Genomic DNA, 26,489 nt, shown 5'->3' with positions numbered 1-26,489 from the left:
CACTCCTCGCGCTCACCGGTGCGCGCCTTTCGTTCGCGACTGCGGGGCTCCGCTCCGCTGCACTCCTCGCGCTCACCGGTCCGTCCCCTTCAGCGTGGTCTCCTCGGCGCTGAGCTCCCGGACCGGCATGATCTCGGGGATGCTGCGCTCGGTCAGCCGGCCGTCGGGCAGGCGGGCCGGGGTCGCCACCGAGGAGGAGGTGGCGAAGACACCCGGGCCGGGCTTCGGGCCGGGGTAGTTACCGGGCCGGAACCGGGCCTTCATGGTCGCGATCTGGTCCATCTTGTCCTCGCGCCGCCGCTCGATGTGCGCCAGCACCATCGCGCCGATCGCGGCGGTGATCAGCAGCGCCGAGGTCAGCTCGAAGGCGAGCACGTACTTGGTGAACAGCAGCCGGGCGATGCCCTCGACGTTCCCCTCGGCGTTGGCCTCGTCCAGACCGACCGGGGTGGTGCCGTCCAGCGCCCGGGTCATCCCGCCGGCGACCAGGCCGGCGAAGCCGAGCCCGAGCAGGATCGCCGCGATCCGCTGACCGCGCAGGGTCTCGATGAGCGAGTCCGAGTTCTCCCGGCCGACCAGCATCAGCACGAACAGGAACAGCATCATGATCGCGCCGGTGTAGACGATGATCTGCACCATGCCGATGAACGGCCCCGCCTGGATCACGTAGAAGACGCCCAGGCAGAGCATGGTCAGCACCAGCCAGAGGGCCGAGTGCACCGCGTTGCGGGCCCAGATCATGCCGATCGCGCCGAGCAGCGCCAGCGGGGCGAGGATCCAGAAGGTGACCTCCTCGCCGCCGCTCACCTCGCCCGCCGCGGCCAGCACCGTGGACGTGGTCATGCCTTGTCTCCCTTGCCCGCTTCCGCCCGCTGGGCGGCCTGCTCGGCACCGGGGAAGGTGACCCCCGGGTGGTCGTCGAGCGCGTACCGGCCGGGGCCCATCGGGGACCGCTCGGCCCCGGCCGAGGTGCCCGGGTTCTCCAGCGCGCCGACGTAGTAGTCCTTCTCGCTGTCGCCGAGCCGCATCGGGTGCGGCGGCTGCTCCATGCCGGGCAGCAGCGGGGCGAGGAGCTGCTCCTTGGTGAAGATCAGGTCCTGCCGGTTGTCCCGGGCCAGCTCGTACTCGTTGCTCATGGTGAGCGAACGGGTCGGGCAGGCCTCGATGCAGAGCCCGCAGAAGATGCAGCGGGCGTAGTTGATCTGGTAGATGCTGGCGTACCGCTCACCCGGCGAGAACCGCTGCTCGTCGGTGTTGTCGCCGCCCTCGACGTAGATCGCGTCCGCCGGGCAGGCCCAGGCGCACAGCTCACACCCGATGCACTTCTCCAGCCCGTCCGGGTGCCGGTTGAGGATGTGCCGCCCGTGGTAGCGCGGCGCCGGGGTCGGCGGCTTGAACGGGTAGTCGGTCGTGACGACCTTCCTGAACATGTGCGAGAAGGTGACGCCGAAGCCCTTGAACGTTCCGGTGATCCCGCCCACGTCACACCTCCTTCGAGTCAGAGCCGGTACCGATGTTGGCCGGCTCCCGCTCGGCCACCACCCGCCGGGTACGCGGGCTCGGCGGCACCTGCAGGTCCATGGGGGGTACCGGGAAGCTGCCGTGCGGTCGGCTGTCGACGACCTCCTGCGGCGTCGGCTTGCGCTCCGGCTTGCGGCTCGGCCACAGCAGCACCACGAGCAGCAGCAGACCGGCGAGCACGCCGATGCCGGTCAGCCGGCCCCGGGTCTCCCAGTCCTCGATCGAGCGCAGCCAGGCCAGCACCAGGATCCAGACCAGGTTGATCGGCAGCAGGACCTTCCAGCCCAGCCGCATGAACTGGTCGTACCGGAGCCGGGGCAGCGTGCCGCGCAGCCAGACGAAGACGAAGACCAGCAGGACGACCTTGCCGAAGAACCACAGCATCGGCCACCAACCGGAGTTGGCGCCCTCCCAGAAGGTGCTGATCGGCGCGGGTGCCCGCCAGCCGCCGAGGAAGAGCGTCGCGGTGAAGGCCGACATGCTGACCATCGCCACGTACTCGGAGAGCATGATCAGCGCGAACTTCAGCGAGCTGTACTCGGTCATGAAGCCGGCGACCAGCTCCGACTCGGCCTCGGGCAGGTCGAACGGGGGCCGGTTGGTCTCACCGACGATCGCGATGAAGAAGATCACGAAGCTCGGGAAGAGCAGCAGGGCGTACCAGCCGGGGGCCGAGAACTCCTGGCCGAACAGGTTCAACTGGGTGCCGTTGGCCTGGGCTGCGACGATCCCGCTGGTGGACATCGTGCCGGCGGTCATGAACACCGCCACCACGCTCAGCCCCAGCGCGACCTCGTACGAGATCAGCTGGGCGGTGGAGCGCAGCCCACCGAGCAGCGAGTACGTCGAACCGGAGGCCCAGCCGCCGAGCACGATGCCGTACACCGCCAGCGACGAGAAGGCCAGCACCACCAGCACCGCCACCGACACGTCGGTGACCTGCAACGGCGTCTGGTGGCCGAAGATGCTCACCATCGGCCCGAACGGAATCACCGACAGCGCGGTGACCGCGCAGATCACCGAGATGGCCGGGGCGAAGAAGTAGACGACCTTGTCCGCCGCCTTCGGGAGGATGTCCTCCTTGAAGGCCATCTTCAGACCGTCGGCGAGGGTCTGCAGCAGACCGAACGGACCGAGCTGGTTCGGGCCCGGCCGGACCTGCATGAAGCCCACCACGCGGCGCTCGAACCAGACCCCCAGCAGGGTGCCGACCAGGGCGAACACGAAGGCGAAGAGGATCTTGACCAGGACCAGCCACCACGGGTCCTTGCCGAAATCGGCCAGCGTCGGGTCCTGCGAGAGGATGTTCATTGGGCACCCCCGGTGTTGAGGAGCGGACCCGGGCGGTCGGCGGCGTCGGCGGCGACCGGAGCGGTCGCCGCGGAGACGCGTACCACCGTGCCGGACGTCGCGCCGAGGCTGCGCCGGACGGTCGAACCGGGTGAGTTGGTCGGCAGCCAGACGACGCCGTCCGGCATCTCGGTGATCGCCGCCGGCAGGGTCAGCGCCCCCCGGTCGGTGCCCACCGTCACCGGGTCGCCGTCGGCCACCCCGAGCGCCTCGGCGGTGCCCTTGCCCAGCCGCACCACCGGCGGCCGGGCGGTACCGCCCAGGATCTCGTCGCCGTCGGTGAGGCTGCCCAGGTCGAGCAGCTGGTGCCAGGTGGCGAGCACGGCTTCGCCCGCGCCCGGCTGCGGGGCCGGTCGCGGCTCCACCGACGGGGCCGACGGGCGGTCGGTCCGGGTCGCCGGCAGCGAGCCCAGCTCCCGGCGGACGCTCAGCACGTCCCCGGTGCCCAGCGCCACCCCGAGCCGGTCGGCGAGCGCGTCGAGCACCCGGGCGTCGGTCATCGCCGGGGTCTGGAGCACCGCGTCGAACGGGCGTAGCCGGCCCTCCCAGTCCAGGAAGCTGCCGGCCTTCTCGACCACCGGGGCGACCGGGAAGACCACGTCGGCCCGGCGGGCCACCGCGCTCATCCGCAGCTCCAGGCTGACCAGGAACGGCACCTCGTCGAGGGCCTGCTCGGCCAGTCGCGGGTCGGCCAGGTCGGCCGGGTCGACCCCGGCCACCACCAGCGCGCCCAGCTTGCCGGCCGCGGCGGCGGCCACGATGCCGTCGGTGTCCCGGCCGGCCTGGCTGGGGATCACCCCGGCCGCGATGTCCCACGCCTCGCCCAGCTCCGCGCGGGCCGCCGGCTCGGTGACCAGGCGTCCGCCGGGGAGCAGGTTCGGCAGGCAGCCGGTGTCGACCGCGCCCCGGTCACCCGCGCGGCGCGGCACCCAGGCCAGCTTCGCGCCGGTACGCCGGGCCACCTGGGCGGCGGCGGAGAGCCCACCGGGCACCCCGGCCAGCCGCTCGCCGACGATCAGGATGGCGCCCTCGGTGCTCAGCGCCTCGCTGACCGTGGCGTGCTCGGCCAGCAGCAGCGCCTCCTCGCCCGGCACCACCCGGGCGAGCTTCGCGCCGAGCTTCTCCAGGCCCCGGGTGGCGAACGGCGCGAGCGCGTACACGGTGAGCTTCTTCTTCAGGTACGCCTTGCGCAGCCGGAGGAAGAGGATCGGGCACTCCTCCTCCGGGTCCAGACCGGCCAGCACCACCGCCGGGGCGTTCTCGACATCGGCGTACGTGACGTCGGTGATGCCGGCGACGTTGCTGGCCAGGAACTCGGTCTCCTCGCGGGAAACCGGCCGGGCCCGGAAGTCGATGTCGTTGGTGTTCAGCGCGACCCGGGCGAACTTCGCGTACGCGTAGGCGTCCTCGACGGTCAGCCGGCCGCCGGTGAGCACCGCGGTGCCCTGCCCACCGTCGCGGGCGGCGGCCAGCCCCTCGGCGGCCACGGTGAGCGCCTCACTCCAGGACGCCTCGCGCAGCTCGCCGGTCTTGGCGTCCCGCACCAGCGGGGTGGTGATCCGGTCGAAGGCGCGGGTGTACTGGAAGCCCCACCGGCCCTTGTCGCAGTTCCACTCCTCGTTGACCTGCGGGTCGTCACCGGCGAGCCGGCGCAGCACCTTGCCGCGCCGCCAGTCGGTGCGCTGCGCGCAGCCGGCCGAGCAGTGCTCGCAGACGCTCGGGGTGGAGACCAGGTCGAACGGGCGGGCGCGGAAGCGGTACTGCGCGCCGGTCAGCGCGCCGACCGGGCAGATCTGCACGGTGTTGCCGGAGAAGTACGAGTTGAACGGCACGTCGCCGTCGTCCTCGCCCTCTTCCGCCCCGTACGCCTCGTCCCGGTAGATGTTGATCTCCTCGGCGGAGGAGCGGCCCATCAGGTCGATGAACTTGTCCCCGGCGATCTCCTCGGAGAACCGGGTGCAGCGCTGGCAGAGCACGCAGCGTTCCCGGTCCAGCAGGACCTGGGTGGAGATGTTCAGCGGCTTCTCGTACTCCCGCTTGTGCTCGTGGAAGCGGGAGTCGGTGCGGCCGGTGGACATCGCCTGGTTCTGTAGCGGGCACTCACCGCCCTTGTCGCACATCGGGCAGTCGAGCGGGTGGTTGACCAGGAGCAGCTCCATGATCCCCTCCTGCGCCTTCTTGGCGACGGGAGAGGTGAGCTGGGTCCGGACCACCATGCCCTCGGCCACCGGCTGGGTGCAGGAGGCGACCGGCTTGCGCTGCCCCTCCACCTCGACCAGGCACTGCCGGCAGGCGCCGGCCGGGGCCAGCAGCGGGTGGTCGCAGAACCGGGGGATCTCGGTGCCCAACTGCTCGGCGACCCGGATCAGCAGCGCCCCCTTCGGGGCGGTGACCTGGACGCCGTCGATGGTGAGCGTGACGGTCTCGGTCTGCTTGGCTACGTCAGTCATCAGTGCGCCCCTACCAGGGTCTTCTCCGACAGCTTCGGCGCGGTGCGTCCCTCGATGTAGTCGAGGTAGTCCTGCTTGAAGTACTGGAGCGACGAGGTCACCGGGCTGGTCGCCCCGTCACCCAGACCGCAGAACGAGCGGCCGAGGATGTTGTCGCAGGTGTCGAGCAGGGTGTCCAGGTCCTCGTGGGTGCCCTGGCCGGCGAGGATCCGCCGGTAGACCCGGACCATCCAGTAGTTGCCCTCCCGGCACGGGGTGCACTTGCCGCACGACTCGTGGTGGTAGAACTCCAGCCACCGGTAGGTCGCGTAGACCGGGCAGTCCTGGTCGGAGAAGATCTGGGTGGCCGTGGTGCCCAGGATCGACCCGGCTCCCGCGACGCCCTCGAAGTCCAGCGGCACGTCGAGGTGCTCGGCGGTGAGCAGCGGCGTCGACGAGCCGCCCGGGGTCCAGAAGCGCAGGTTGTGCCCCGGCTGCATGCCACCGGCCAGCTCGATCAGCTCGCGCAGGGTGATGCCGAGGCCGCACTCGTACTGCCCGGGGTTGGCGATCCGACCGGAGAGCGAGTAGATCATCGGCCCGGAGGACTTCTCCGTGCCCATGCTCTTCCACCAGTCGGCCCCGCCCAGCACGATGTACGGCACGCTGGCGATGGTGCCGACGTTGTTGACCACCGTCGGGCAGGCGTACAGGCCGTGGGTCGCCGGGAACGGCGGGCGCAGCCGGGGCTGGCCCCGGAAGCCCTCCAGCGAGTCCAGCAGCGCGGTCTCCTCACCGCAGATGTACGCGCCCGCGCCGCCGTGCACCACCAGGTCCAGGTCGAACCCGGAGCCGAGGATGTTCTTCCCGAGGAAGCCCTTGGCGTACGCCTCGTCCACCGCGTTGCGCAGCCGGCGGGCGGCGTGCACCGCCTCACCGCGGATGTAGATGTACGCCCGGTTGGCCCGGATCGCGTACGACGCGATGATCACGCCCTCGACCAGCGAGTGCGGGTCGTGCGTCATCAGCGGCAGGTCCTTGCAGGTGCCCGGCTCGCCCTCGTCGGCATTGACCACCAGGTAGTGCGGCTTGCCGTCGCCCTGCGGGATGAAGCCCCACTTCAGACCGGTCGGGAAGCCCGCGCCGCCCCGGCCGCGCAGGCCGGAGTCCTTGACGAGCTGGATCAGGTCGTCGGGGTGCGCCTTGAGCGCCTTGCGCAGGGCGGCGTAGCCGTCCAGCTTCTGGTAGGTGTCGATCTTCCAGGCGTCCGGCGAGAGCCAGCGCTTAGTGAGCACCGGAGTGAGCTTGGCCAGGGTTTCCGGCCGAGGCGTGGTCACTTGTTTGCCTCCGCTTCCTTGAGCGAGCGCTCCTGCGCAGCGGCGTTGTCACCGGCGGGCTTGCCGTCACCGGCCGGCGGGTTGGCGGCCGCGCCCTCCGCCTCCGCGTTCTGGGCGTCGCGCGGGGCCGGCGGCGCGCCGTCCACCGGGGCCTTGGTGCCCGGCGCGTCGGGGACGGCGGTCTGCGCGTCCGGCTGCCGGGTCTCGGCGGCCCGCACCTCGGGCGACTTGTCGTCCGGGGCCTTCACGTCCGGGGCGGTGCTGCCGCTGGCCGCCGCCGGCACCGCCGGCTCGGGGGCCGGGGCCGTCTTCGTCTTCTCCGCCTCGGCCTTCGCCTTGGCTTCCGCGGCGGCCCGGTCGGCCTCGGCCTTGCTGCGGATCGGGGTGTTCGGGTCGAAGCCCGGCACCGAGATGCCGTGCTGCTGGGCCAGGCGCAGCCCGCGCAGGGTGGGCTCACCCGGGCCGCCGTCGGCGACCGCGCCCTCCCGCTCGTCGGCGAAGCCGGCCAGCTGCACCGACATCTCCTTCAGCGTGCAGAGCCGGGCGCCCCGGGTCGGCATCGGCCGGCCACCGGCGCGCAGCTCCTCGACCACGCCGAGCGCGGTCTGCGGGTCCACGCCGTCGAAGAAGTCGTAGTTGACCGTCATCACCGGGCCGTAGTCGCAGGCCGCCAGGCACTCGGCGTGCTCCAGGGTGATCTTCCCGTCGGCGGTGGTCTCGTCGTGGCCGACGCCGAGGTGCTCGGTGAGGGTGTCGTAGACCTCCTGCCCACCGAGCACGTTGCACATCGTGTTCGTGCAGACGCTGACCAGGTAGTCGCCGGTCGGCTTGCGCTTGTACATGGTGTAGAAGGTGGCGACCGCGCCGACCTGGGCCTTGTTCAGCCCGAGCACCTCGGCGCAGAACTCGACACCGGCCGGGGAGACGTACCCCTCCTCGGACTGCACCAGGTGCAGCAGCGGCAGCAGCGCCGACCGGGACCGGTCGGCCGGGTAGCGGGAGATGATCTCGCGCGCCCGCGCCCGCGTCTCGTCAGTGAACAGAGTCATCGGTCACAACCACCCATCACGGGGTCCAGCGAGGCGCCACCGGCGATCACGTCGGCGATCAGGCCGCCCTCGGCCATCGCCGGGAGGGCCTGGAGGTTGACGAAGCTCGGCTCCCGGTAGTGCACCCGGTACGGCCGCGTACCGCCGTCGGAGACCGCGTGCACGCCCAGCTCGCCCCGGGGCGACTCGATCGCCACGTACACCTGGCCCGGCGGGACCCGGAAGCCCTCGGTGACGAGCTTGAAGTGGTGGATCAGCGACTCCATCGACTGACCCATGATCTTGGCGACGTGCTCCAGGGAGTTGCCCATGCCGTCGACGCCGATGGCGAGCTGCGCCGGCCAGGCGATCTTCTTGTCGGCCACCATCACCGGGCCGGGCTTCAGCCGGTCGACGGCCTGCTCGACCAGCTTCAGCGACTCCCGGATCTCAGCCAGCCGGACCACGTACCGGCCCCAGACGTCGCCGTCCGGGTGGGTCGGCACGTCGAACTCGTACGTCTCGTAGCCGCAGTACGGGTCGGTCTTGCGCAGGTCCCAGGGGAGCCCGGCGGAGCGGAGCACCGGCCCGGTCACGCCGAGCGCCACACAGGCGGTCACGTCGAGGACGGCGACGTTCTTCGTCCGCTCGATCCAGATCGGCTGGCCGGAGAGGAGGTCCTCGTACTCCTTAAGCTTCTTCGGCATGTCCTTGAGGAACTTGCGGATCTTGACGATCGCGTCGTCCGGCACGTCCTGCGCGACCCCGCCGGGCCGGACGTACGCGTGGTTCATCCGCAGGCCGGTGATGGTCTCGAAGATGTCGAGGATGTACTCCCGCTCACGGAAGCCGTACAGCATGATCGAGATCGCGCCCAGCTCCATGCCGGTGGTGGCCAGCCAGACCAGGTGCGAGGAGATCCGGTTCAGCTCCATCATCAGCACCCGGATGACCGAGGCCCGCTCGGTGATCTGCTCCTCGATGCCGAGCAGCTTCTCCACCGCCAGCGCGTACGCCGTCTCGTTGAAGATCGGCGAGAGGTAGTCCATCCGGGTCACGAAGGTGGAACCCTGCACCCAGTTGCGGTACTCGAGGTTCTTCTCGATGCCGGTGTGGAGGTACCCGACGACCGACCGCATCTCGCGGACGGTCTCCCCCTCCAGCTCCAGGATCAGCCGCAGCACCCCGTGCGTGGACGGGTGCTGCGGACCCATGTTGACCACGATCCGCTCGTCGTTGATCGGATCGGTGTTGGAGACGATGGTGTCCCAGTCCCCGCCGGTGACGGTGAAGACCCGACCCTCGGTCGTCTCGCGCTCGGTGGCGTAGCTCACTGGTAGGACCTCCGCTGGTCTGGCGGTGGGATCTCCGCGCCCTTGTACTCGACGGGCACGCCGCCGAGCGGGTAGTCCTTACGCTGCGGGTGCCCCTCCCAGTCGTCCGGCATGAGGATCCGGGTCAGGGCGGGGTGGCCGTCGAAGACCACGCCGAACATGTCGTACGTCTCCCGCTCCTGCCAGTCGGCGGTCGGGTAGACGCTGGTCACGCTCGGCAGGTGCGGGGCGTCCGCCGGGACGGCGACCTCCAGCCGCAGCCGGCGGCGGTACGTCATCGAGGTGAGGTGGTAGACCACGTGCAGCCGGCGCTCGTCCGCGCCGAGGTAGTCGACGCCGGAGACCGACGAGCACAGCTCGAAGCGGAGCGCCAGGTCGTCCCGGAGCACCTGGCAGACCTCGACGATCTTCTCCGGGCGGATGTGCAGGGTCAGCTCACCCCGGTCCACGACGACCTTCTCGATCGCCTCGTTGAAGCCCGGGTACGCCTCCTCCAGCGCGTCCCGGACCTCGTCGAAGTAGCCGCCGTACGGCCGGGGGGCCTCCTCGATCGGGACGCGCGGCCGGACCAGGCCGCCGAAGCCGGAGGTGTCGCCGGAGCCGTGGATGCCGAACATGCCCCGACCGGCCGGGCTGGCCGGCGGGTACTCGGCCGGCGCGCCGGTGCTCGCGCCGGCCGGCGTCACCGGTACCGGCACGCCGCCGTCGTTCGGCTTGTCGTTCGGTGCGGTCACCGTGCATGCCCTCCGTTCGCGACTGCGGGGCTCCGCTCCGCTGCACTCCTCGCGCTCACTTGATGCCCCCGTGCGGGTGGAGGTGGTTCTGGGCCTTCATCCAGTTCTCGATCCGGAGCTGCTCCTCGCGCCCCTCCTTGACCGCCTGGGTCCACTCGGCGCGCCGGGCCTTGTCCTCCCGGTACGACGACGGCATCGAGCCGTAGGGGACGACCGGGACGTCACCGCGGGCCTGCCGGGCCTCGAGCATCTTGCGGCCGTTCGGGCCGAGCGGCTCGTGGCCGATCTTCTCGCGGAGCTTGAGGATCGCGTCGATGAGCATCTCCGGCCGGGGCGGGCAGCCGGGGAGGTACATGTCGACCGGGACGACGTGGTCGACGCCCTGCACGATGGCGTAGTTGTTGAACATCCCGCCGCTGCTGGCGCAGACGCCCATCGAGAGCACCCAGCGGGGCTCGGCCATCTGGTCGTAGATCTGCCGCAGCACCGGGGCCATCTTCTGGCTGACCCGGCCGGCGACGATCATCAGGTCCGCCTGGCGGGGCGAGGCCCGGAAGACCTCCATGCCCCAGCGGCCCATGTCGTAGTGCGGGCCACCGGCGGCCATCATCTCGATGGCGCAGCAGGCCAGGCCGAAGGTGGCGCCCCAGACCGACGACTTCCGCGACCAGTTGACCAGCTTCTCCACCGAGGTCAGCAGGATGCCGGCGGGAAGCTTCTCCTCGATACCCATGTGAGGTTCCTCCCTCAGTCCCAGTCCAGGCCGCCGCGCCGCCACACGTAGGCGTACGCGACGAAGACCGCGACGATGAACAGGACCATCTCCACGAAGCCGAAGATCGGCAGGGCGTCGAAGGAGACCGCCCAGGGGTAGAGGAAGATGATCTCGATGTCGAAGACGATGAAGAGCATCGCCGTCAGGTAGAACTTGATCGGGAACCGGCCGCCGCCGACCGGCTGCGGGCTCGGCTCGATACCGCACTCGTACGCCTCGAGTTTGGCCTTGTTGTACCGGCGTGGCCCGGTCAGGCGGGCGGCGGCGATCGAGAAGAGCGCGAACGCCGCGGCGAGGGCGAACAGCCCGATGATGGGTGCGTAAGGCGAGAGCGTCATGTGGTCTCCTGCTCGTCCTTCCCTGCCCTCGGTGGTTGGCGTCGGTCGGTGGTTGGCGAAATCACACTATTAACTTCACCTCCGGCAACGTGCGCCGGGGTGTGTCTCCTAGACCGCTGGGGCCGCCTTCGTCATCGCGTTGATGACCCGGTCCATCGCGTCCCCGCCCCGCGGGTCGGTCAGGTTGGCCAGCAGTTTGAGGACGAAGCGCATCAGCATCGGGTGCGGCATGCCGTGCCGGGTGGCGATCCGCATGATCTCGGGGCGGCCGATCAGCTTCACGAAGATGCCGCCGAGCCGGTAGTAGCCGCCGAACCGCGCCTTCAGCTCCGTCGGGTACGCGTGCAGCGCCCGCTCGCGCTCCGCGCCCGCCGGCCGCGCGAGGGCCTGCACCGCGATCTCGGCGGCGACCTCGCCGGACTCCATCGCGTACGCGATGCCCTCACCGTTGAACGGGTTGACCATGCCGCCGGAGTCGCCGACCAGCATGACGCCCCGGGTGTAGTGCGGCACCCGGTTGAAGCCCATCGGCAGCGCGGCCCCGAGGATCGGGCCCTCGGCGTTCGCCTCGTCGGTCATGCCCCAGTCGGCCGGGGTGTTCGCCAGCCAGTCGGTCAGCAGCCGCCGGTAGTTGGTCTTGCCGAAGGCGGCGGAGGAGTTGAGCACGCCCAGGCCGACGTTGACCCGGCCGTCACCCAGGCCGAAGATCCAGCCGTACCCGGGCAGCAGCGCGTCGCTGCCCTTGGCCCGCAGTTCCAACCAGGACTCGAGGTAGTTGTCGTCGTGCTTGGCCGGGCACTTGTAGTAGCGCCGGACCGCGACGCCGATCGGGCGGTCCTCCCGCTTGGCCAGGCCGAGCGCGAGGGGGAACCGGCCGGAGACGCCGTCCGCGGCGACCACCAGCGGGGCGTGGAAGGTGGCCGGGGTCTTGTCCGGCCCGACCTCGGCGGTCACCCCGGTCACCCGGCCGTCGCCGTCGAGCACCGGGCCGATCACGTTCACCCCGGTACGCAGCTCCGCGCCGGCCGTGACGGCCTGGCGGGCGAGCAGGTCGTCGAAGTCCAGCCGGGTGCGGACCAGGCCGTAGTTGGGGAAGCTGGCCAGGTCGGGCCAGTCCAGTTCCAGGCGGAGGCCGCCGCCGATCACCCGCAGGCCCCGGTTGTGCAGCCAACCGGCCTCGGGCGAGGTGTCCACGCCCATCCGGATCAACTGGCGGACCGCCCGTGGGGTCAGGCCGTCACCGCAGACCTTCTCCCGGGGGAACTCGGTCTTCTCCAGCAGCAGCACCCGTACTCCGTGCCGCGCCAGGTGGTACGCGGTCGCCGAGCCGCCGGGTCCGGCGCCCACGACGATCACGTCGGCGTCGCGCTCGACCGATGTCATCCGGGCCTCCTCCCCATACGCTCGTGAAATGCTTCACAAGCCAACCGGAGAGGAGTCTATGACCGTCGTTACAGGTGCCAGGGGTTAGGTGACCCTAACTCGCCTGGAGAGCGCTCCGGGAGCGCTGAGCGGTAACTCAGGAGTGACTACCGGTGGTGGCGTTACGGCCGGTGTCCAGCCGGATCGCCTCGGGGAGATGGTCCCGCAACGACCCGCCGGCCGCCCGGTCCAGGGCGGTCAGCACCTCGGTCACCACCTGCCGGACGGTCGCCGGATCGGCCCCGGCGAGCTGCCGCAGCTGGGCGACGAGTTCGCGCGTGTCGTCCTCGTCGCCGGTCGACCCGACCGTCTCGTCTGCTCCTGCCATGGCGGCAGCCTACTGGGACGAAGCACCCCTAAAACGGATAACACGGAACGTGAACGCGATGCCGATCCCGGTCCGCCCAGCAGCGGTCGGTCGCGGGGCCCTCGCCGGCACCGGTCGGTCGCGGGTCGCCCGGCACTTGCCCGCAGCGGTCAGTCGCGGGTCGCGCGGTGCAGGGCGACCACCCCGCCGGTGAGGTTGCGCCAGGCCACCCGACCCCAGCCGGCCGCGCCCACCCGCGCCGCCAGCGCCGACTGGTCCGGCCAGGCCCGGATCGACTCCGCCAGGTACACGTAGGCGTCCGGGTTGCTGGACACCGTCCGGGCCACCGCCGGCAGGGACCGCATCAGGTACGACAGGTAGACCGTCCGGAAGGCGGGGTTGGTCGGGGTACTGAACTCGCACACCACCAGCCGGCCGCCCGGCCGGGTCACCCGGGCCAGTTCCCGCAGGGCCGCATCCGGGTCGGTGACGTTGCGCAGGGCGAACGAGATGGTCACCGCGTCGAAGGTGGCGTCGGCGAACGGCAACCGCAGCGCGTCCCCGGCCAGCAGCGGCACCTCCGGGCGGACCCGCCGACCGGCGGCGAGCATGCCCAGACTCAGGTCGGCGCCGACCGCGTACGCCCCGGACTGGGCCAGCTCCTCGGTGGAGACCCCGGTCCCCGCCCCGACGTCCAGCACCCGCTGCCCGGGACGGAGTTCCAGCGCGGCCCGGGTCGCCCGCCGCCAGAGGCGGTCCTGCCCGAAGGAGAGCACCGTGTTGGTCAGGTCGTAGCGGGCGGCCACGCCGTCGAACATCGCGGCGACCTCGTGCGGCTGCTTGTCCAGACCAGCGCGCTGGCCCTGCGGGGTACGGCTCACCCCTCCACTCTGCCAGCCGCCGGACGCCGACGGCCGGGCGGGACCACCCCGCCCGGCCGTCGTGGAGAGTCAGCGGGTCGAGGTCTCGTCGTCCGGCGTGACCAACACCACCCGGCGACGGCGGGCCATCAGGAACATCACCCCACCGGCGATCAGTACGGCACCGCCGACGCCGCCGATCAGGCCGGCCTGCGCGCCGGTCACCGGCAGTCCGCCGTCACCGCCGCCCTCACCGCCGGTGCCCGGCGAGACGGTCGGCGAGGCGGTCGGCTCACCGGTGGGCTCACCGGTCGGACCCGGCGTCGGGGTCGGTGCCGCCGACAGGTCGACGAAGACGTCGAAGACGGCGCTGTTGTCCGCCCCGTCCGCCTCGGTGAAGGTACGCCGCTGCGCCGAGTCGGCGGCCTGCGGCTCCTCCAGCGGCTCACCCTCCACCGCACGGTCCAGCCCGTACGCGAAGACGTTGCCGATCCGCAGCACCGGCTCGGTCACGTCGTCGGCGACCTTCACGGTGACCTTGTCCGTGTAGTACTCGCCCGGCTTCAGCACCACCGCGCGGTCCTCGCAGAACGCCTGCACGAAGCCGGCGACGTCCTGGACGACACAGGTGGCGGGCACCTCGGCGAAGCTGACGCCGGCCGGCAGGGTGATGCCGTAGAACACACCGGTCGCCCGCCGGCTGCCGCCGTTGTAGACCACCCAGTCCAGCGGGGCGGTCTGCCCCGGCCGGACCGGCTTCAGGTCGGTCTCGGTGGCCGCGCCGTCCACCTCGACGTTGGCGTAGACGTCCTGGGCCCAGGTGACCAGGTCGTACCCGGGCTTGGTCACCGTCAGGTCGACATCGACGGTGTTGTCCTCGAGCTCCGGGTCGGTGGTCTCGGAGTTGATGGTGACGGTCAGCGTGCCGGCGTCACCCCGGCCGCCCTTGCTGAACAGCGGAATGAAGAAGTCCTCGCTCGTGCCGGCGGCCAGGTCGCCGAGGACGCACGAGTAGATGGCCGCCCGCTGCTGCTGGCAACCCTCCGGTACGACGAAGCCGACCTTCTTCTTGTTGACCTTGCGGGCGTCCACGCCGACGGTCACGTTGCGGGCGGCGACCGTGCCACGGGTGTTGTCCACGGTGAACCTGAACGGCTTGGCCTTCGCCTCGGTGACCCCCTTGGCGAGCTGGGTGCTGACCGGCACGAGCGCCAGGTCGGCCTGGTCGGCGGCCTGTGCCGGGACGGCGACGGCGACCAGACCGGCGGCGAGCAGGGTGACGGTACCGGCACGGGCCAGCACCGATCGGTTTGACGATGTCATCGGTCCCTCGGGGTTGGGAGCTGGGAACGGAGCGGAGAGACAGCGGGGGCGGGATGGTCACCCATCCCGCCCCCGCTGCGGTGCGTTATGTAAACGGCCCTCCTGGGCCGATGGAGGACGACCGTCAGGCGGTCGGCTTCTCGTCACCCGGGGTCACCAGGACCACCCGGCGACGACGGGCCATCAGGAACATGACGCCACCGGCGATCAGCACGGCACCGCCGATGCCACCGATCAGGCCGGCCTGCGGGCCGGTCACCGGCAGGCTGCCGCCGTCGCCGTCGCCACCACCGGTACCGCCCTTGGCGGCCACGATGACGGCGTACCCGTCGGTGTTGTCGCTGGCGTCGATGTCGTCGGTGGAGAGCGCCTTGGCGTTCTCCGGCAGCTTCCGCAGCTCACGGGCGCTGGCCCGCAGCTCGGTACGGGGCAGGATCGGGTCGACGGTGACGCTGCCGCCGGACAGCGCGCCGGCCTTGACGTCCTTGCCGACCGAGAGCAGGTGGTAGAACTCGGCGACCGAGACCAGCTTGTCGTTCTCCTCGCCGTCCTGCTCGACCGGGATCAGCGGGAACTCGCCGTAGGTGCAGACCGCCTCGGTGTTGGCCGCGTTGTACTCGCAGCCCGGCTCGGCCTCGGTGAAGGTCGTGCCCTTCGGCAGCTTGACGGTGATCTTCAGGCCGGCCACGGCCTGGTCACCCTGGTTGGCCACCACGTACACGAGCTGGCCGGTCTCGCCGGCGTGCAGGTCGCCGACGACGCTGATCAGGCCGTCCTGGTCGACCTTGACGGCCTGCTTGACGTCCGGGGCGAACACGGTCAGGTCCGCGCCGCTCTCGTCGGTCAGCTCGACGACGGTGTCCTTGGTGTTGTTGCTGTCGTCGGTGTCGTCCTTCGAGATCAGCGTGAAGCTGACCGGCGCCTGGTACGTGCCCTCCAGCGACTCACCGGCCTTGAAGACGACGATCGGCAGCTCGAGGGTCTCGCCCGGACCGGGCAGCGCACCGGCGGGGACGTTGCAGACCCAGCTCTTCAGGGTCTCCCCGTCCTCCTCGTAGTCACATCCGTCCGGGCCCTCGTCGACCGGCACCGGCACGACCTTGTTGATGTCCACCTTCGACAGGTCGGCCTTGATGGCGAGGCTGCCCGGGGTGTTCTTCCCGTTGTTGGTGACCTTGACGAAGGCGACCTTGCCGGAGGCGCCGGCGGCGATCCGGGTGCCGGCCACGTCGAGCGAAAGGTCCGTCTCGGTGCCGGCGGCGTAAGCCGGGGTACCGAGCGCGGTGAACACGCCGGAGGCGAGCAGCGCGGCAGCGCCGAACCGCGCCAGCGGACGGTTACGGAAGATCATGAAGGGTTCCCCCATGGAAGACGGGAAGGATGGGCGGCCGGCCGCGATTCGCGTCCGCCACCGCCGGACCGCACGTTAGCGGTCCGCGATCATCATCGCCACCCCTGCGGGAAACGTGTCATGACCTGCCGGCCTAAGAATCACTTAAGGATTGTCCGAATTGATGGAGCTTGCCGGCCCGCGCCCACGTCACACTGGCCCCAACGGGCACTCCGATCAGCCTTGTCGCCGGGCAACCATTGCCCGTTCGGTCGATCAATGCACAGCCCGGACCGATTACGGAGCGTTTATCTGACGTCCACCAATGGCAGTGATTTCGCCACCCCGCCGCCCGGGATCGCGATCGACGAGAAGTGCGAAACCACCCGGTCGTCGGTCGGATCATCGGCCGGAGTGTGATGGACCGCCAACCGACGGTAAAGGGTGTCGCGCTGCGCCGGAATCCGTCCGGCCGATCGGATCATCCCGATCAGCTCGTGCAGGTTGGACCGGTGCCGGGCGCCGGCCGAGGAGATGACGTTCTCCTCCAGCATGATCGAACCGAGGTCGTCCACCCCCATGTGCAGGGCCAGCTGGCCGACGTCCTTGCCGGTGGTCAGCCAGGACGCCTGGAGGTGCGGCACGGTCTCGAAGAACAGCCGGGCCACCGCGACCAGCCGCAGGTACTCCAGCGTGGTGGCCTGGGTACGCCCCTTGAGGTGGTTGTTCTCCGGCTGGTACGTCCACGGGATGAAGGCCCGGAACCCCCGCGTCCGGTCCTGGACGTCCCGGATCATCCGCAGGTGCTCGATCCGCTCGGCGGCGGTCTCGCCGGTGCCCATCATCATGGTGGCGGTCGACTCGACACCCTGCCGGTGCGCCAGCTCCATGACCTCCAGCCAGCGCTCGCCGGACTCCTTCAGCGGCGCGATCGCCTTCCGGGGGCGCGCCGGCAGCATCTCGGCCCCGGCCCCGGCGATCGAGTCCAGCCCGGCCGCCTTGATCCGGGCGATGGCCTCGTCCAGGCTCACCCCGGAGACCTTCGCCATGTGCAGGATCTCGCTCGGGCCGATCGAGTGGATGGCGAGCTGCGGGTACGCCTTCTTGACCGAGGAGAACAGCTCCTCGTAGTACTCGACCCCGTAGTCCGGGTGGTGCCCGCCCTGGAGCATCACCTGGGTCGCGCCCAGCTCGAGCGCCTCGCCGCAGCGGCGCAGGATCTCCTCGGTCGGGTGGGTCCAGCCCTCCTTGTGCTTCGGCGCGCGGTAGAACGCGCAGAACTTGCACGCCGTGACGCAGACGTTGGTGTAGTTGATGTTGCGGTCGATCAGGTACGTGACGATGTTGTCCGGGTACCGCCGGCGGCGCACCGCGTCGGCCGCCTCACCGATGGCGTGGAAGGGCGCCTCGGTGTAGAGCAGCAGCGCCTCCTCGGGCGTGATCCGCCCGCCGTCCGCGCCGCGCTGCAGGATGTCGTCGATCTCCCGGCTCACCGTCGTCACGCCCCGAGCCTACGTCGGCCCCGGCGTCCCCTCCCGCCGGCACCGCACGACTGAGTCGTGTCGCACAAGAGCCCCCCGGGCAGCCCAACGGGCAACGCTGCCGCAGGCCGTCACCCTTGATCAACATAGAATCGGCAATACGGCGGCGTCCCGGACCCCAGGAGACCGCCGTATCGCCAACCTCGTGTGGATCAGTCGCCGTCCCGGCACACAAGATGCCCCGTGTCATCCCGGATCGGACACGGACCCTGCCTCGGGTCGCCGCAACGCGCCGGGACGCCGTCAGGCGCAGATCAGGCCGTCACAGGTCCAAATCCCCGCACAGCCGCACCCAGGCCAGGACGAGCTACAGCCCACGCAGCTGCAACTCGGTTGGCATCCACTTCCTCGGTTGCAATTGCACGCCACGGCGGGCGCAGGTTCAGCGCTGTTGCCGGAGCTACCGAAGGTTTCAGCAGTATCGACAGGGCCGAGCGTCGACATCAGGCGGCATGCCTCGCTCTGCCCGAACGCCGCAATCCCCGCCGCCTCGATCGCCTTCACCCGAGCCTGGACCGCCGAACTCTCGTAGGTGTAGGTATCAACATTGGCAACGATCGCCTCGAAGCCGTCCAGCACGCGGGCCTGCTCGGCCGTCAGTTCCCGATGCGCGGACCGGTAGCGCTTCACCTGTTCGACCCACAGGCTGCTCCGGACGCTCGGGGACAGGGCAGCGAAGATGGCCGGCCGGTAGGCCACCGGAAACCGCGCCAACTCGTCGTACTGGCCCACACGCGGCGACTGATTGAGCTGAGCCCAGTTCCGGCCGGCTGCCAGCACCCTGGACTCCTGAGCCGCGAACGCCGGCACCTTGCCGGCCACCAACAGCGCCGCTGCGATCCCGGCGCCGGCGCTCAATCGGAGCACCCCCCGCCGACCGATGCCGGAGTCGGCCTGATTCTCGTCCGACTGCCCTTCCCGGTCCAGATCAGCAAGAGCACGCAGTACCGATACCGTCCGACGAGGCCCCAGCCGCATTGCGAGACGGGAGCCCATGCGGACACCGGTCCAAGCCCGGACCCGCGTTTCTTCAACCATGATCAGGGTAGGCGCCCACGAAGCGTCTGGGCCCAAGGCTTGACGACGCCATTGCTGTACGTCTCGATGCCCGAGCGGTAGGACTTCCAGGCGTCCAGCCGATGCCCACTCGACCCTCCGCGACACCTTCCGGCACAGGGCGCAGGAGGCATCGAACGCGAGGATCCAGCGACAAACAGTTTCCGTCATCTCCTGCCCTCTTGTTTGATAGGTGGAGCCCTTGACCTGGCGCGACCCGCGGGCGACTCCTGACCACTTCTACTCGCCGCAGCCGAGGTCGCTCTCGGTGCCGTCGGGCTAACGAAGCAGTTCTTTGTCGAAGCGCGGTTCCCGGCCAGGGCGGCTCACCAACTGGAAACCGCGCAGCGGCGGTACGGCCCCGATCAGCAGTTGCTGTTGGTGTACGCGATGTATAGCGACTTCGACTGGATGTTGCCGTTACCGTTGTTGCTGTCGATGCAGTACTTCGCGCCGCCCCCGTTGAGCCCATTGGCCACGGCGGCGTCTCGGTCGAGGAACTTGTTGTAGACCGAGCGGACAGTCACCTCGCCCGGAAAGTTCTGCCAGTAACCGACGCTACTGTACTGGTACTTACTGCCGGTGTAGTTCGTACCGGTCCACACGCACACCCAGTCCATGTCGCAGTCGGGTGCGGCCTGCGCCGGGGACGGTAGGGCCGCCAGCAGGGCGACGGCGGCGGCAGACGACGCGAGAATGCTTCTGAAGTTCACAGTACCTCCATGTCCAGGTGGCGAACCCCCGCCGCAACAGCCATGGCCAGGGTCGCTGACACTTTCTGCTTGGTGCGGACGCTCACCAAGGATTGGGTCCCGCGGCGGCCCTGGTCAGCCGCTCACCGGGTGCAGGTTTTCGTCACGCCGCCGTACGGGAACGACAGGTAATTCGCGTAGATCCATCCCCAGTCGGTGTAGTACCACTGGTTGCCGTACGAGTTGGTGTACTTGCAGCTCACGGAGACCCAGGCGACCGGGACTTCGTAGCTGTCGCAGGCGCCGTATGGTCCGTTGTGGGAGACAGCCTGCCCGGCCCCACCTGTGTGGGCGTGCTGATTGTGGGTCCGCTCTCTTGGCGTCCAACAGTCGGCCGTGATCCCGGGGGCGTCGGAGAAGGAGACCGCTGGGCTGCGGGTGGATGGTGCGGCGCTGGCCGGTGCCGCACCCAGCGCGACGCCGAACGCGATGGCGGTGCCTATGGCGAGTGCCCCCCGCTTCATCTTCTGCATGTGCTCTCCTTTTGCGAGGCAGGAACGGATCGAGAGGGTGTTCCTCAAAGAGTTGGCCCGAGAAGCGCCAACTTCTGAGATGACTATCGTCGTTGCAACGATCGACGCCCAGGGCCTCCGCCGGAACTTTGTCGGAACTTTGCTTTCACCTGCCACCAGAGATCCGGATAATCAGGATCGTCGGATCCCTGGAGGGGGGCGCGGGTGTTCGGGGACGTCGTGCGCAGGTACCGGCAGCAGACAGGTCTCACGCAGGAAGATCTGGCGGCGAGGACAGGTCTGAGCGCCCGCAGCATTGGCAAGATCGAAGCGGGACGAACGGGGAGCCCACGAGCCGCCACCCTTCGCCTGCTGGCCGACGCATTCGCGCTGATCGACGCGGACCGGGAACGTTTCTACTCGGCTGCGGCCACCCCTCAGGCCGGGCCTTCGATGACCCTCGACGATCCACCGGCCGCCCTGGTCGTCCCCGCCCAACTGCCTCCCGACGTGCCCGCGTTCACCGGACGGGCGGACGAGCTGAGGCAACTCGACGCGGTGCTGGACGGTACGGCCGTCCAACCGACCGCGGTGGCCATCTCGGCGGTGTGCGGCACCGCCGGGGTCGGTAAGACCGCCCTGGCGGTGCACTGGGCCCACCGGGTCCGCCACCGTTTCCCGGACGGCCAGTTGTACGTCAACCTGCGCGGCTACGACCCGGAACAGCCGACGAGCGCCGCTGACGCGTTGACCAGGTTCCTGCGGGCGCTGGCCGTACCCGGCACGGACATCCCGGTCGACGTGGAGGAACGCGCCGCCTACTACCGGACCAGGATGTCCGAGCGGCGGATCCTGGTCCTGCTGGACAACGCCGCCACCGTCGAGCAGGTGCGTCCGTTGCTCCCCGGTACGCCCCTCTGCGCGGTGGTGATCACCAGCCGCGACAGTCTCGCCGCGCTCGTCGCCGCACACGGCGCCCAGCGGGTCAGCCTCAGACTGCTTCCCAGCGGGGAGGCGATGGCGCTGCTCCGTCGGCTGGTCGGCCCCCGCATCGAGGCCGAGCCCGATGCCGCGCTGACGCTGATGAGGCTGTGCGCGCAGCTACCACTGGCCCTGCGCGTCGCCGCCGAACTGGCCGTCTCCCGGGCCACCAGCCCGCTATCGGAACTTGTGGACGAACTGGCCGACCAGCAGCAGCGCCTGGATCTGCTCGACGCCGGAGGCGATCCCCGGGCAGCGGTCACCGCGGTGTTCTCGTGGTCCCTGCAACACCTGCCACCCGATGCCACCCGAACGTTCCGGCTCCTCGGCCTGCACCCCGGCCCGGATTTCGACGGCCACGTCACCGCTGCGCTCACCGCCTCCAGCCTGACGCAGTCCCGCCGGACCCTTGATCTGCTCGCCCGCGCCCATCTGGTCACCATGGTCAGGACGGACAGATTCGAAATGCATGATCTGCTTCACGTCTACGCGATCCAACTGGCCATGGACGAAGATTCCGACACCGACCGTCGTGACGCGGTGAACCGTCTGTTCGGCCATTATCTCGGTACCGCAGCCACCGCAATGGACCATTTGTATCCTGCCGGTGGCCGATACCGGCCGTACATCACGCCATCCTCGACCCCGGTACCGGATCTGTCCCACCCGGATGCCGCCCGTGGATGGCTCGACCGGGAACGGACCAATCTCGTCGCCGTCGCCGCGCACGCCGCCACCCACGGCTGGCCCGCTCACGCCATCGAACTGTCCGGCATTCTCGCCGAATACCTCGATGGTGGCCGCTACTCCGAGGCGCTGGCCATTCACGGCTTCGCCTACGACGCCGCCCGCCAGTCCGGCGACCTGTCGGCGCAGGCGTATGCGCTCCGCGGCATCGGCACCGCACATCAGGGAATGGCGCGGTACGACCCGGCCACCGCCTACTACCAGCAGGCACTGGCTCTGTTCCGGGCGGCCGGGGATCGCACCGGTGAAGCCCGCACACTGAGCGCGATCGGCAACGTCGAACGTCGGCGCGGCGACTACGTCCGGGCCGCCGACTGCTTCAAGCGGGCCACCGGTTTGTTCCGGCAACTCGGCGACCTGACTGCGGAGGCGTACCTGGTATGCAATCTCGGTGTCGTCATGCGGCAGTTGGGGCGGTACGCGGAGGCTGTCGAATCCCATGAGCGTGCGCTGATTCTGCATCGCCAGGCAGCGGACCTGGCGGGAGAGGCCGGGACACTCAACCGGCTTGGTCTCACGGAACAGCGGTTGGGTCACTACGCTCAGGCCGTCGATCACCACGAACAGGCGTTGGCCGGGTTCCGGCGGCTCGGTAGAACCCACAGCGAAGCGCACGCGCTGGACAACCTCGGTGCCGCCCACCTGCACCTGGGGCAGCCGCGACGGGCGGCCGAGCACATTGAGCAGGCGATCAGGATCTTCCGCGAGATCAGCGACCGGGACGGCGAAGCCACCGCGCTCAACGGGCTCGGAGAAGTCGCCCGCGCCTCAGGCCGACCGGCCGAAGCTCTCGTTCACCACACGCACTCCCTTGCTATCGCGACCGATATCGGAGGCAGGGAGCAGCAGGCCCGCGCGCACGCCGGCCTGGGAGACGTGTACCGCGACCGGCACGAGAGGGCGCGCGCACGGTTCCACTACCAACAGGCCCTGGCGCTGTACCAGGCTCTCAGCTCGCCGCTGGCCGACGAGATCCGCGTCCGACTGGCGGTGGAGGAGGAAACGGGGGTAGTGGACACGACGACTGATCGACCGGTCACGAGCCGCCCCAACTGAGCGAGTGACAACGACGCCGTGGAAAGACTCAGCAGCGGCCTTCCGCCGGTTCAGCCGCCGGAGCGGAACTTTCGGACGAACGCGGACCAGGCGGCCGGGTCGACGGTGCGCACCGGGCCGTCCGGGTCCTTGGAGTCGCGTACGGCGACCAGTCGGGGCAGCTTCGCCACCTCCACACGTCGGCCAATTCGGGGTGTCGCATGAGGGGATCACCTCCGGTCGTGTTCCGCCGCCAACCCGGCGACGAACTCCATCGAATCGACGGTGCTCAACGCTATCTCGGCCAGCCTATCCGCCTCCCGGCGGAACCGGGCCACCTGCGGCGCCTCTTCGAGGAAGAGACCGGAGATCTTGTGGTCCAGGTAGACCACCGAGCGGTTCCGGGGAAAGTCGAGCAGCGCGAACGCGCCGTCCAGGCCGGGGTGCGCGCCGACTGCCAACGGCACCACCCGCAGGGTCACGCAGGGCCGGTCGGCCGCGTCGACCAGGTGCCGGAGCTGGCGGGCCATCACCCGGGGGTCGCCCACCACCCGGCGCAGCGCGGCCTCGTCGACCAGCGCGAGCAGCTCCGGCGGCGTGGCCCGACTCAGCACCGCCGCCCGAGCCGGCTGGCGACCCGGGCCTGAGAATCCTCCTCCGGGATGCCCCCGTCACGCGTCAACGCCTGCATGTAGTCGGGGATCTGGAGCAGGCCGGGCACCAGTAGCGGCTGCCAGTTGACGATGCTGGTCGCCTCGCCCTCCAGCCGGATCAGGGTCCGGGACTCCTCGGAGAGCCCGCCGACCGTCTCCCACCAGCCCGACTCGGCCGAACGCCCGGCCATGCCGAGCAGGCGTTCGCGCTCGTCGCCGGTCACCCCGTAGATCACCAGCAGCGAGGCGACGTCCTCGGCCCGGATGCCCTGGATGCCCTGGATGCCGGCCTCCATCCGGGACAGTTTCGACGGCTGCCAGCCGAGCCGGATCGCGACCCCGCGCTGGGCCAGCTTCCGCGACTCCCGCAGGTCACGCAGCTCACCGCCGAGACCACGACCGACCACGGTCGGCTGACTCGCCTTGGCCATCCCCACTCCCATCCGAAACGTGACGGCTCAACTGCGCACAGTACTGACTTGATCTCTCGGATCCGCAAGAGTCGCCAGCAACGTTGCTCCAGAGTCGACAAACCAACCTGCAGGGAGGATCCATGGACGCAACAACCCGGTACCGGTACCAGCCCGCCTGGTTGCAGCCGTACGACCCGGCCGACTCCCCCGGCCCGATCCCGTCCGTGGTCGACCGCTTCCGACGCGGCAACCACGTCGACGAACCACAGCTCACCGAGGCCGAGATCGAAGCGGCCCGCTACACCGTCGTACTGGTGTCACCGTCGAGGCGGGTCCGCGTCGGGCAGCGGGTCAGGCCAACCACCGGCGGAGCCGGTCGACGTTGGCGACCTCGCCCTCCACCCGCTGCCGGTCGGCGTCGGAGAGGTCGATCGCGCGGAGCTGCGCGGTCCACTCCTCGGCCCGGTCGGGCTCGTCCAACGCGACGGCCAACTCGAGCAGGGCCGCCAGGGCCAGCACCCGGTCGACCGCCGGGGCGGTGTCGCCGTACCGGCGCAGCGCCAGGGTCAGCGCCCGTTCCGCAGCGCGGTCGTCGTTCTTGAACTCGCGGAGGATGCGGGCGTTGTCCAGCGCCCGCGCGATGCCCTTCAGCCGCTTCGACCCGCCGTACTCCAGGTCCTGCTCCTCGTCCCGCCGGATGAACACGATCGAGTTGCCCGACGGGTCGACGAGCGTGAACCGGGACGCACCCGGCCGGCACCGGGTCAGCCGGGGACGGTCCCGGACCAGCACCTTCCCGTACGCGCGGCGCATCGCCTCGGTGAACGCGGCGTGGTACGGCGCGACGGCGTCGACCATCACCAGGCAGGTGATACCGGTCTCCTGGCCCGGTTCCAGACGCTTCGGTGGATCGCCGAAGTGCAGGTCGAAGCCACTCCAGGTCAACGCGAGGTAGAGGTAGGGCCGGGTCTGCCGGTACGTGGCCCGGAAGCCGAGCGCCTGGAAGAACTCCAGGGTCTCGGTCGGGGTCGTACAGGGCAGCACCGGCACGGTGGTCTCGTTGGGCGACACCTGCTCGGACACGGTGGACAGTGTGGTCGAGCCGGCCAGCCGAAGCGAATTTGCGCAGGTCAGAGCTTTGCTATCTGACCTGAGAGGGGTCAGGCGTCGTAGTCGACGGTCAGGGTGTCGGTGGTCGGGCTGGACTGGCAGGTCAGCACGTACCCGGCGGCCAACTCGTCCGGCTCCAGGGCGTAGTTGCGGGCCATCGTCACCTCGCCGGCCACCACCTTCGCCCGGCACGTCGAGCACACCCCGCCCTTGCACGCGTACGGCAGTTCGCCCCGGACCTTCAGCGCGGCGTCCAGCACCCGCTCGTCGGAGCGCATGGTGAAGGTCGACGCCCGGCCGTCCAGCACGATGGTCACCTCGGCCCCGGCCCCCGGCGCGTCCGCCGGCCGGCGCACCGGCTCCGGCGGCGCGTCCACGAAGAACAGCTCGGTGTGCACCGCCGACTCCGGTACGCCCCGCTCGGCGAGCACCGCCTGCGCGTCGACCACCATGCCGTACGGGCCGCACAGGAACCACTCGTCGATCCGGTCGCCGGGCACGATGGTGTCCAGCAGCCGGCCCAGCCGGTCGGCGTCGATCCGCCCGGACAGCAGCGGTGACTCCCCCGGCTCCCGGGACAGCACGTGCACCAGGTGCAGCCGCGTCGGGTACCGGTCCTTCAGGTCGGCCAGTTCCTCGGCGAACATGACCGTGTTCACCGTGCGGTTGCCGTACACCAGGGTCACCGTGCTGGCCGGCTCGACGGCCAGGGCCGTGGCGACCAGCGCCAGCACCGGGGTGATGCCCGACCCGGCCACCACCGCCCCGTAGCGGCGGGCCCGGTCCGGGGCGAACGCCGAGGTGAAGTGGCCCAGCGGCGGCAGCACCTCGACGGTGTCCCCGAAGCGCAGCGCCGCGCAGGCGAAGCTGGAGAACGCGCCGCCGGGCACCTCGCGCACGCCGATCCGCAGCCGCCCGTGCCGGGCCAGGTCGTCCGGCGTCGAGCAGATCGAGTACGACCGGCGCACCTCCACGCCCTCGTCGGTGAGTCGCCGTACGGTGAGGTGCTGGCCCGCCCGGAACGCGAAAGTATCGCGCAGCTCCTCCGGTACGGCGAAGGTGACCGCCACCGCGTCGTCGGTGAGCCGGTCGACGGTGGCGACCGGCAGCGGGTGGAAGACCGGACGCCGACGGACCGGCCGGGTGATCGTGACAGTCACAGCGCCTTCAGGTGGTCGAAGGGTTCACGGCAGGACCGGCACCGCCACAGCGCCTTGCAGGCGGTCGAACCGAACCGGCTGATCTGCTCGGACTCCGGTGACCCGCAGCGCGGGCAGCGGACGCCGAGGGTCAACGGAACGACCCGGCCGGGGCCGGCGGTCGGGGTCGGCGGGGCGATGCCGGCGGCGGCCAGCTTGGCCCGCCCGGCGTCGGAGATCCAGTCGGTGCTCCAGGCCGGGTCGAGGACGGTACGGACCTCCGCGTCGGGGTGACCGGCGGCGGCCAGCGCCCGACGGATGTCGGCACGGATCACGTCCATCGCCGGGCAGCCGGTGTAGGTGGGGGTGATGGTGACCACGACCCGCCCGGTGGCCGGATCCTCGTCGACCGCGCGCAGGATGCCCAGGTCGTCGATGGTGAGCACCCGGATCTCCGGATCCACCACCGTCGCCACCGCCGCCCTCGCGCTCACCGGTGTCGCCCTCCGCTCGCGACTGCGG

24 protein-coding genes and 1 pseudogene are annotated in these 26,489 nt (G+C 70.3%); 1 reads left to right on the top strand and 24 read right to left on the bottom strand.

The genetic code is table 11. The features are described 5' to 3' along the window. Positions 1-72: 72 nt before the first annotated feature. The 19 genes from PVK37_RS08035 to PVK37_RS07945 form a co-directional block, all read right to left on the bottom strand. On the bottom strand, positions 73-843 hold the full coding sequence (locus PVK37_RS08035; protein WP_275033146.1) for an NADH-quinone oxidoreductase subunit J: 771 nt from the start codon (positions 841-843) through the stop codon (positions 73-75). After that, positions 840-1,481, bottom strand: a complete 642-nt coding sequence (gene nuoI / locus PVK37_RS08030) for an NADH-quinone oxidoreductase subunit NuoI (RefSeq protein ID WP_275033145.1) — start codon at positions 1,479-1,481, stop codon at positions 840-842. The genes PVK37_RS08035 and nuoI overlap by 4 nt, the downstream gene beginning before the upstream one ends. Position 1,482: 1 nt before the next feature. Continuing rightward, positions 1,483-2,832, bottom strand: coding sequence for an NADH-quinone oxidoreductase subunit NuoH (gene nuoH / locus PVK37_RS08025; RefSeq protein ID WP_275033144.1), 1,350 nt, complete (start codon positions 2,830-2,832; stop codon positions 1,483-1,485). Next, on the bottom strand, positions 2,829-5,321 hold the full coding sequence (locus PVK37_RS08020) for an NADH-quinone oxidoreductase subunit G (RefSeq protein ID WP_275033143.1): 2,493 nt from the start codon (positions 5,319-5,321) through the stop codon (positions 2,829-2,831). The genes nuoH and PVK37_RS08020 overlap by 4 nt, the downstream gene beginning before the upstream one ends. Continuing rightward, a complete protein-coding gene (gene nuoF, locus PVK37_RS08015) occupies positions 5,321-6,637 on the bottom strand; it encodes an NADH-quinone oxidoreductase subunit NuoF (protein ID WP_275033142.1) in 1,317 nt (438 codons plus the stop codon). The genes PVK37_RS08020 and nuoF overlap by 1 nt, the downstream gene beginning before the upstream one ends. After that, positions 6,634-7,686 (bottom strand): NADH-quinone oxidoreductase subunit NuoE, encoded by a 1,053-nt coding sequence (nuoE, locus tag PVK37_RS08010; RefSeq protein WP_275033141.1) that lies wholly within the window; start codon positions 7,684-7,686, stop codon positions 6,634-6,636. Before nuoE ends, nuoF begins: the two co-directional genes overlap by 4 nt. Next, on the bottom strand, positions 7,683-8,999 hold the full coding sequence (locus tag PVK37_RS08005) for an NADH-quinone oxidoreductase subunit D (RefSeq protein ID WP_275033140.1): 1,317 nt from the start codon (positions 8,997-8,999) through the stop codon (positions 7,683-7,685). The genes nuoE and PVK37_RS08005 overlap by 4 nt, the downstream gene beginning before the upstream one ends. Continuing rightward, positions 8,996-9,733 carry an NADH-quinone oxidoreductase subunit C gene (locus PVK37_RS08000; protein WP_275033138.1) on the bottom strand — a complete coding sequence of 246 codons (738 nt, stop codon included), beginning with the start codon at positions 9,731-9,733 and terminating at the stop codon, positions 8,996-8,998. The genes PVK37_RS08005 and PVK37_RS08000 overlap by 4 nt, the downstream gene beginning before the upstream one ends. A gap of 55 nt (positions 9,734-9,788) precedes the next feature. Beyond that, positions 9,789-10,466: a NuoB/complex I 20 kDa subunit family protein gene (locus PVK37_RS07995; RefSeq protein ID WP_275033136.1), complete on the bottom strand. Its 678-nt coding sequence runs from the start codon at positions 10,464-10,466 to the stop codon at positions 9,789-9,791. 14 nt (positions 10,467-10,480) lie between these two features. Beyond that, positions 10,481-10,846 (bottom strand): NADH-quinone oxidoreductase subunit A, encoded by a 366-nt coding sequence (locus PVK37_RS07990; RefSeq protein WP_275033134.1) that lies wholly within the window; start codon positions 10,844-10,846, stop codon positions 10,481-10,483. A gap of 108 nt (positions 10,847-10,954) precedes the next feature. Then, a complete protein-coding gene (locus tag PVK37_RS07985) occupies positions 10,955-12,229 on the bottom strand; it encodes a geranylgeranyl reductase family protein (protein ID WP_275033133.1) in 1,275 nt (424 codons plus the stop codon). 136 nt (positions 12,230-12,365) lie between these two features. Beyond that, the gene (locus tag PVK37_RS07980) at positions 12,366-12,596 is read right to left on the bottom strand and encodes a DUF2267 domain-containing protein (protein ID WP_275033132.1); all 231 of its coding nucleotides are present in this window, start codon (positions 12,594-12,596) and stop codon (positions 12,366-12,368) included. Positions 12,597-12,745: 149 nt separating this feature from the next. After that, on the bottom strand, positions 12,746-13,456 hold the full coding sequence (locus PVK37_RS07975; protein WP_275033131.1) for a demethylmenaquinone methyltransferase: 711 nt from the start codon (positions 13,454-13,456) through the stop codon (positions 12,746-12,748). Between the two features lie 69 nt (positions 13,457-13,525). Then, positions 13,526-14,758 carry a PT domain-containing protein gene (locus tag PVK37_RS07970; protein WP_275033130.1) on the bottom strand — a complete coding sequence of 411 codons (1,233 nt, stop codon included), beginning with the start codon at positions 14,756-14,758 and terminating at the stop codon, positions 13,526-13,528. Between the two features lie 124 nt (positions 14,759-14,882). Next, positions 14,883-16,109, bottom strand: coding sequence for an LPXTG cell wall anchor domain-containing protein (locus PVK37_RS07965; protein ID WP_275033129.1), 1,227 nt, complete (start codon positions 16,107-16,109; stop codon positions 14,883-14,885). A gap of 287 nt (positions 16,110-16,396) precedes the next feature. Then, positions 16,397-17,590, bottom strand: coding sequence for a cyclic dehypoxanthinyl futalosine synthase (gene mqnC / locus PVK37_RS07960; RefSeq protein WP_275033128.1), 1,194 nt, complete (start codon positions 17,588-17,590; stop codon positions 16,397-16,399). A 282-nt stretch (positions 17,591-17,872) separates the two neighbouring features. Further along, positions 17,873-18,667, bottom strand: a complete 795-nt coding sequence (locus PVK37_RS07955; protein WP_275033127.1) for a bacteriocin fulvocin C-related protein — start codon at positions 18,665-18,667, stop codon at positions 17,873-17,875. Positions 18,668-19,050: 383 nt separating this feature from the next. Then, positions 19,051-19,398 (bottom strand): peptidase inhibitor family I36 protein, encoded by a 348-nt coding sequence (locus PVK37_RS07950; RefSeq protein WP_275033126.1) that lies wholly within the window; start codon positions 19,396-19,398, stop codon positions 19,051-19,053. A gap of 122 nt (positions 19,399-19,520) precedes the next feature. Then, the gene (locus PVK37_RS07945) at positions 19,521-19,910 is read right to left on the bottom strand and encodes a hypothetical protein (RefSeq protein ID WP_275033125.1); all 390 of its coding nucleotides are present in this window, start codon (positions 19,908-19,910) and stop codon (positions 19,521-19,523) included. 204 nt (positions 19,911-20,114) lie between these two features. Here PVK37_RS07945 and PVK37_RS07940 point away from each other — a divergent pair, with 204 nt between their 5' ends. After that, positions 20,115-22,673, top strand: coding sequence for a tetratricopeptide repeat protein (locus tag PVK37_RS07940; RefSeq protein WP_275033124.1), 2,559 nt, complete (start codon positions 20,115-20,117; stop codon positions 22,671-22,673). Between the two features lie 50 nt (positions 22,674-22,723). Here the strand turns inward: PVK37_RS07940 and PVK37_RS07935 are convergent, their stop codons facing one another. The 5 genes and pseudogenes from PVK37_RS07935 to paaD all read right to left on the bottom strand — a co-directional run bounded on the left by PVK37_RS07935 (position 22,724) and on the right by paaD (position 26,461). After that, complete coding sequence (locus tag PVK37_RS07935) at positions 22,724-22,843, bottom strand: DUF397 domain-containing protein (RefSeq protein ID WP_423791015.1); 120 nt, start codon at positions 22,841-22,843, stop codon at positions 22,724-22,726. 39 nt (positions 22,844-22,882) lie between these two features. Next, positions 22,883-23,736 (bottom strand): annotated as a pseudogene (locus PVK37_RS07930) (helix-turn-helix domain-containing protein). Positions 23,737-24,069: 333 nt separating this feature from the next. Beyond that, entirely contained in the window at positions 24,070-24,801 is a 732-nt protein-coding gene (locus PVK37_RS07925) for a VOC family protein (RefSeq protein ID WP_275033123.1), read from the bottom strand. A 77-nt stretch (positions 24,802-24,878) separates the two neighbouring features. Continuing rightward, complete coding sequence (gene paaE / locus PVK37_RS07920; protein WP_275033122.1) at positions 24,879-25,988, bottom strand: 1,2-phenylacetyl-CoA epoxidase subunit PaaE; 1,110 nt, start codon at positions 25,986-25,988, stop codon at positions 24,879-24,881. After that, on the bottom strand, positions 25,985-26,461 hold the full coding sequence (paaD, locus tag PVK37_RS07915) for a 1,2-phenylacetyl-CoA epoxidase subunit PaaD (RefSeq protein ID WP_275033121.1): 477 nt from the start codon (positions 26,459-26,461) through the stop codon (positions 25,985-25,987). Before paaD ends, paaE begins: the two co-directional genes overlap by 4 nt. Positions 26,462-26,489 lie beyond the last annotated feature (28 nt).

Source organism: Micromonospora cathayae, from assembly GCF_028993575.1.
Lineage (GTDB): Bacteria > Actinomycetota > Actinomycetes > Mycobacteriales > Micromonosporaceae > Micromonospora > Micromonospora cathayae.
The sequence above is the reverse complement of the archived record's forward strand: the minus strand, read 5'-3'. Positions and strand labels throughout refer to the sequence as shown.